This is a genomic window from Pseudomonas entomophila, from assembly GCF_029193575.1.
In the GTDB taxonomy this organism is placed as follows: domain Bacteria; phylum Pseudomonadota; class Gammaproteobacteria; order Pseudomonadales; family Pseudomonadaceae; genus Aquipseudomonas; species Aquipseudomonas entomophila_G.
Window position 1 is genome coordinate 1 of the sequence record NZ_JARGCS010000020.1, and the last position, 5,829, is coordinate 5,829.

General features: G+C 65.3%; 4 protein-coding genes and 1 pseudogene. 3 read left to right on the top strand and 2 right to left on the bottom strand.

Annotated elements, in window-relative coordinates; all coding sequences use genetic code 11:
• A partial coding sequence (locus P0Y43_RS09975) for an RHS repeat-associated core domain-containing protein (RefSeq protein WP_275637128.1) occupies positions 1–2,328 on the top strand: 2,328 nt, incomplete at its 5' end.
• 25 nt (positions 2,329–2,353) lie between these two features.
• On the opposite strand, the gene P0Y43_RS09980 is transcribed toward P0Y43_RS09975, so the two are convergent.
• Entirely contained in the window at positions 2,354–3,223 is an 870-nt protein-coding gene (locus tag P0Y43_RS09980) for a carbon-nitrogen hydrolase family protein (protein WP_275637129.1), read from the bottom strand.
• A complete protein-coding gene (locus P0Y43_RS09985) occupies positions 3,220–3,810 on the bottom strand; it encodes a GNAT family N-acetyltransferase (RefSeq protein WP_275637130.1) in 591 nt (196 codons plus the stop codon). The genes P0Y43_RS09980 and P0Y43_RS09985 overlap by 4 nt, the downstream gene beginning before the upstream one ends.
• Positions 3,811–3,925: 115 nt before the next feature.
• Between P0Y43_RS09985 and P0Y43_RS09990 the strand changes: the two genes are divergently transcribed.
• Complete coding sequence (locus tag P0Y43_RS09990; protein WP_275637131.1) at positions 3,926–4,324, top strand: nuclear transport factor 2 family protein; 399 nt, start codon at positions 3,926–3,928, stop codon at positions 4,322–4,324.
• A gap of 134 nt (positions 4,325–4,458) precedes the next feature.
• Positions 4,459–5,829, top strand: a pseudogene (locus tag P0Y43_RS09995) (hypothetical protein); the annotation flags it as partial.

A 5,829-nucleotide genomic window follows, 5' to 3' on the forward strand; every position in this document is an offset into this window, starting at 1 on the left:
GGCTTCGAGTACCTGCCCGGCCAACTTCCGCCCAGTGCCAACCGCTTGCCCGACGGCACGCGCGTCGCCTACACCTACGAGGCCGCCCTCGACAACCAGGTGCTCAGCATCACCCCTGCTGGCGAACCCGCCAATACCTTCACCTACCACCCCCGCCTCGGCCAGCCCGACACCAGCAGCGGCCCCCTCGGCACGCTCGACCTTACCTACACCCCCTCCGGCAAACCGCTAGAGGACACCTGGACCGTCGAGGGCAACACTCACGCCACCACCTGGCGCCACTCGCTCAATGGCCTGCGCCAGGGTCTCGTCGATAGCCACGGCAGCGACCACCGCTACGAATACGACCGCTTCGGCCGCCTGGAAAAACACCTGCAGGACGACGTCACCACCGCCTTCACCTTCGACACCTTTTCCCGTGTCGAAACCGTCACCACCACCGACGCCAGCAACCGCCTGGTCCAAACCCTCACCTACGACGGCCTCGGCCGCGAGCACACCCGCACCTTCGCCGCCACCACGGCCGGCAGTACCCGCACCTGCACGCAGACCTTGCTGTATTCCGACTTGGACCAAGTGGTTTCGCGGGCCTGGGAAGACGGCGCCATCCAAGGCCAGGAAACCTTCGACTACGACAGCCTTGGCCGCCTGACCACCTACACCGCCGACGCCGCCGTCGCGCCGCAAGACCCCTTCGGCAACCGCATCATCGAACAGGTCTTCACCTTCAACGCCCTGGACGGCTACACCCAGGTCGACAGCACCTTCGCCGACGGCAGCACCGACAAGGCCACCTTCACCTACGACAATACCCAAGACCCCACCCAGGTCACCACCATCGCCCATACCCATTCCAGCTGGCCAGCGTCGATTACCCTCGACTACGACGCTTGTGGCCGGGTCATCGCCGACAGCCTCGGCCGCACCCTCACCTGGGACGCCCAGGACCGCCTCACCCGGGTCCAGTACAACGGCCAGACCTGCGACTACCGCTACGACCCCAGCGGCAACCTCACCGACCGCGTGCTCGACGGCACCCTCACCCGCAGTTTCTTCAGCGCCGGCCTGCTCACCCACGAGCAGACCGGCGATGACCTGCTCCAGCGCATCGGCGAAAACGGCGCGCTGTTCGCCCTCAACCGCATCACCGCCGGCGTGCGTCGCGTCACCCTGCTCGGCTGCGACGCCCAGGGCAGCGTGCGCCTGGAGGCCGACGACGCCGTGCGTACCCGGCACTACAGCGCCCATGGCGCCGAGGCCGAAGACCCCACCAACGGTCCCTACGGCTATGCAGGCGAGCGCCGCGAACCCTTGACCGGCTGGTACATCCCTGGCGGCTACCGCCCCTATGACCCTATCGTGATGGGTTTCCTCAGCCCCGACAGCGAAAGCCCGTTCGGGCGCGGCGGGCTAAACCCCTATGCCTACTGCGGCGGCGACCCGGTCAACCGCATCGACCCGGATGGCCATGCTTGGTGGACGTGGCTGGTCGCCGGTATCGGCACGGCCCTGGGTGTGGTGGCCACGGTCGCCAGCTTCGGCGCTGCCGCACCGGCCTTCGCGGCGATCGCGGCCGGGGGTATTGGTGCCCTTACGGCCAGCGGAGCGGCGTCTATCGCGGCGGCGACCTTGGGTGCCATTTCGTTGGGAACCGGAATCGCCTCCACGGTGCTGGAAGCCACCGGGCATGACGACAAGGCGGCGAGCATCCTCGGGTGGGTCTCATTGGGGACAGGGCTGGTGGGAACCGCGTTGGAGATTGCCCCCAAAGCGCTTGGCACAGTGGCCAACAAGCTGGGGCGATCTGCCGGGAAGTCACTGACCAAAACGTCACGGCAGAGTAGAAGCGTTACGCTGCCACGTGAAACGGTAGATCAGACGAAAGATGTCTTCTTCTTCCCAGACTACGACGGTAAGAAAACCCCAGCGGTTCTTACGCATGGGGACCGACAGGGGAACTTACTGGCCAAGGATGGCAGGTGGCTTCAGGGTGAAATGCTCGCTCGAGAATTCATCGAGCCGGAACTCGCGTTATTCGTCGGTGCCGGTTATACGGACTCGCAAAGTCCTCTAGTTCTAATCGCTTGCAATGCTGGCAATTCAGGTGCTGCACAGCAAGTATCCAATGTGATCAAGCGACCGGTGTTAAGCCCGCAGGGGGTGCTGAAAGTCGAAGACTTTCCAGCGACCGCACAGCGTATGCTCTCGGGTAATGGGTACGGCAAGATACTTTCGAGAAGGTCGACGATACCGGGAATCACTAGATCCCATATCGCCTCCCAGAGTGAATATGTGGACGCGGTATGGGGTATCTATTTTCCTCGATAGCCTGGCGCTCACCGACGAAGCGACATCACGTATTTGCCCATTGCTCCGGCCAATCACGTCGCGTCAGGACCTGCCCCTCTTTGCGCAGGCGAATGACGCTGCGCAGATCCAGCTCGCAGATCAGCCACTGACTGCGAGTTGGCATCTGTTGCGCACTCTCGGCGATCACCCCATCGTCCGGCATGCCGTGATCAGGCGGAACGTATAGCCCCGCCCGCCCGACATTCTCATCCAGCGCCGGCGACCAGGGCGCCAGCCCCACCGTGGGGCTCTGTAGCACGGCGATCTGGTTCTCCAGCGCCCGCGCCTGAGCGCCGATGCGCACGCGGTGGTAGCCGGCGGCCGTGTCCGTGCAACTGGGCGCGAGGATCAGGTCGGCACCCTGTTCGGCCAGGCGGCGCGCCAGCAGGGGAAACTCATTGTCGTAGCAGATCAGGATACCCAACCGCCCCAGCGCCGTATCGAACACCCTGAGCCCCTGCCCCGCCGCGATGCCCCACCGCTCCCGCTCGAAACGCGTCATCATCAGCTTGTCCTGATGCCCCAGCCGCCCCTCCGGGCCGAACAACCAAGCACGGTTGCGGTATCGGCCATCGGCATCGAGCACGGGCAGCGTGCCGGGTTGCAAGTACACGCCCAAGCGTCGGGCAATGCCTTCGCACAGTGCCAACCAAGGCCCGACCAGTGGCTGGATGCCTGCGATCGAACCCTTGAGGTCGCTGCGCTGCACCGCCGGCAACTGGCCGCTGAGCACCAGCCCGGCATACTCGGGTAGCAGCAGCAGTTGCGCGCCTGCGCTGGCGGCCTCGGCGCACAGGCTTTGCAAATGGGCGGCGTAGGCATCCCAGCACTCATGCAGCTCGATGGCATATTGGCAGGCGGCCAGGCGGATCATGGCAGCAGCTCCTTGAGCCAGAAAGACAGGGTTTTAGCAGACGCTTGCGGCTCGTCCAGGTCTCGCCAGGCATAGACCATGCGCAGCGCGGGCTGGTGCAGGAAGCCGCGGTTGCGCCAGAAACCTTGCAGCGGCTTGTAGTGCAAAGGGCGCCGCGGATGGCCGTTGGGTCGCTCCACCGCGCAGAAAGCGCAGTAATGGAAGCTCCCCAGCTTGTGCGCGTAGGCCTCGCGCTCGATGAAGAAACGCACCCCCAGCCCGCGCCCTCGATAGGCCGGCAGCAGCACCGACTCGCCGAAGTAGTAGACCGTGCTCGGGTCGCGCCCCTGCTCGAGGAAGGGCTGCTGGAATTCGCGGGTGTGGTCGGCCAGCGGCAGGCCGGTGCAAGCGCCCACCACCTGGCCGTCGTCCACCGCCAGCACGACCAGGCTACGCTCCGAGTCGACGTAGCTCGACAGGTAATCGGCCTCGTAGTCCGAGGTGCCGTCGTAGAGATAGGGGAACTCGCGAAACACCGTCAGGCGCAGGCGGGCAAGGTCTTCGATGTAAGGCGCGATGGCAGCGCCGTGGAGCAGGCGAATTTCCATGCGAGGCGGTCGTTTTGTCGATGTGGATGACGCCCTCGGCTAAGTCGGGCTCGTGGGGAAACCCTATCATCCAGCCATCGCCCCGCCCTTTCCCGAACACGACAGGTACATTGCCATGACCGCTACCGAACTGGTGCACGCCTACTACGCTGCCTTCAATGCCGGCGACATGCCAGCCTTCCTCGCCCTGCTCAGCGAGGACGTGATCCACGACATCAACCAGGGCGAGCGGCAGATGGGCAAGGCAACGTTCGCGCGCTTCATGGACAAGATGAACCGCTGCTACCGCGAACGCCTGGCGGACATCGTGGTGATGCAGAACGCCGACGGCAGCCGGGCGGCCGCGGAGTTCACCGTGCATGGGGAATATCTGGCGGACGATGAAGGATTGCCGCCGGCGCAGGGGCAGACCTATGTGCTGTCGGCGGGGGCGTTCTTCTATATCCACTGTGGGAAGATCGCGCGGGTGACGAACTACTACAACCTCACTGACTGGGTCGAGCAGGTTCAATGAGCCTGCATCCCGCCCACGCCAAAGGCACCTGACCTGATATTTTTGCCAGGTGCGCCAACCAGTGCCTCACCCTAGACTCCCGGCAGACCGGCTCCATGAGTACGTTCGTCACCGACGGGGCCCAGGGGGAGCTGATGTCTCGCATACAACGTCATGCATCTGCACAGGTGCTGGGCAACCAAACCTTCGACGGCCTGGGCCGCCCACTCAGCGTCGTCGTCGGTGGGCGCACCACCGGCTTCGAGTACCTGCCCGGCCAACTTCCGCCCAGTGCCAACCGCTTGCCCGACGGCACGCGCGTCGCCTACACCTACGAGGCCGCCCTCGACAACCAGGTGCTCAGCATCACCCCTGCTGGCGAACCCGCCAATACCTTCACCTACCACCCCCGCCTCGGCCAGCCCGACACCAGCAGCGGCCCCCTCGGCACGCTCGACCTTACCTACACCCCCTCCGGCAAACCGCTAGAGGACACCTGGACCGTCGAGGGCAACACTCACGCCACCACCTGGCGCCACTCGCTCAATGGCCTGCGCCAGGGTCTCGTCGATAGCCACGGCAGCGACCACCGCTACGAATACGACCGCTTCGGCCGCCTGGAAAAACACCTGCAGGACGACGTCACCACCGCCTTCACCTTCGACACCTTTTCCCGTGTCGAAACCGTCACCACCACCGACGCCAGCAACCGCCTGGTCCAAACCCTCACCTACGACGGCCTCGGCCGCGAGCACACCCGCACCTTCGCCGCCACCACGGCCGGCAGTACCCGCACCTGCACGCAGACCTTGCTGTATTCCGACTTGGACCAAGTGGTTTCGCGGGCCTGGGAAGACGGCGCCATCCAAGGCCAGGAAACCTTCGACTACGACAGCCTTGGCCGCCTGACCACCTACACCGCCGACGCCGCCGTCGCGCCGCAAGACCCCTTCGGCAACCGCATCATCGAACAGGTCTTCACCTTCAACGCCCTGGACGGCTACACCCAGGTCGACAGCACCTTCGCCGACGGCAGCACCGACAAGGCCACCTTCACCTACGACAATACCCAAGACCCCACCCAGGTCACCACCATCGCCCATACCCATTCCAGCTGGCCAGCGTCGATTACCCTCGACTACGACGCTTGTGGCCGGGTCATCGCCGACAGCCTCGGCCGCACCCTCACCTGGGACGCCCAGGACCGCCTCACCCGGGTCCAGTACAACGGCCAGACCTGCGACTACCGCTACGACCCCAGCGGCAACCTCACCGACCGCGTGCTCGACGGCACCCTCACCCGCAGTTTCTTCAGCGCCGGCCTGCTCACCCACGAGCAGACCGGCGATGACCTGCTCCAGCGCATCGGCGAAAACGGCGCGCTGTTCGCCCTCAACCGCATCACCGCCGGCGTGCGTCGCGTCACCCTGCTCGGCTGCGACGCCCAGGGCAGCGTGCGCCTGGAGGCCGACGACGCCGTGCGTACCCGGCACTACAGCGCCCATGGCGCCGAGGCCGAAGACCCC

Bases quoted from the DNA above. Each gene is read 5' to 3' on its own strand.
- P0Y43_RS09980 (WP_275637129.1), bottom strand. From the start codon at position 3,223: ATGATCCGCCTGGCCGCCTGCCAATATGCCATCGAGCTGCATGAGTGC.
- P0Y43_RS09985 (WP_275637130.1), bottom strand. From the start codon at position 3,810: ATGGAAATTCGCCTGCTCCACGGCGCTGCCATCGCGCCTTACATCGAA.
- P0Y43_RS09990 (WP_275637131.1), top strand. From the start codon at position 3,926: ATGACCGCTACCGAACTGGTGCACGCCTACTACGCTGCCTTCAATGCC.